Annotated in this window: 1 pseudogene; it reads left to right on the top strand. The window is 39.1% G+C overall.

Going from position 1 to position 604, the window contains the following annotated elements:
* Nucleotides 1-71: 71 nt before the first annotated feature.
* A pseudogene (locus B4C08_RS00405) lies at nt 72-604 on the top strand (CDP-glycerol--glycerophosphate glycerophosphotransferase); the annotation flags it as partial.

The following is a 604-nucleotide window of genomic DNA, read 5'->3' as shown; positions in this document are numbered from 1 at the left end:
TCGCTGAAAGCATTTTTTTATAATTGCAAAAGCTCGAAATTTGGGCTATATAAATTATTTTGGAGATTTTGATGTCTGGTTTATTTTTGTACATTGACCCGGGAACGGGCAGCATGCTTTTTTCGCTTTTTATTGGGCTTGCGACAACCGCCGTTTTTGGAATTCGCGCGCTTTCTATTAAACTTAAAGCAATTGTCGGGCGAGGAAAACAGACAGAACTCGATAAATCGCACTTGGGAATTGTGATTTATTCTGATTCAAAAAGATATTGGAACGTTTTTGGACCGATTGCTCATGAATTTGAAAATCGAAAGATTCCGTTGACTTATTTTACTCAAAGCAGCGACGATCCGGCTCTCTCTGAAAAATTTGAATACGTAAAAACTGAATTCATAGGCGAAGGCAACAAAGGTTTTGCCAAAATGAACTTCTTGAATGCGGATATCTGTCTTTCTACAACACCTGGACTTGATGTTCTTCAGTGGAAAAGAAGCAAGCTTTGCAAGTATTATGTGCATATTCCGCACATGCTAAGCGACATGACAGGTTACAGAATGTTTGGCCTTGACTATTACGATGCGGTTTTATGCACAGGCGACTATCA

This window comes from Treponema sp. UBA753, assembly GCF_002297325.1.
Taxonomy (GTDB): domain Bacteria; phylum Spirochaetota; class Spirochaetia; order Treponematales; family Treponemataceae; genus Treponema_D.
The sequence above is the reverse complement of the archived record's forward strand: the minus strand, read 5'-3'. Positions and strand labels throughout refer to the sequence as shown.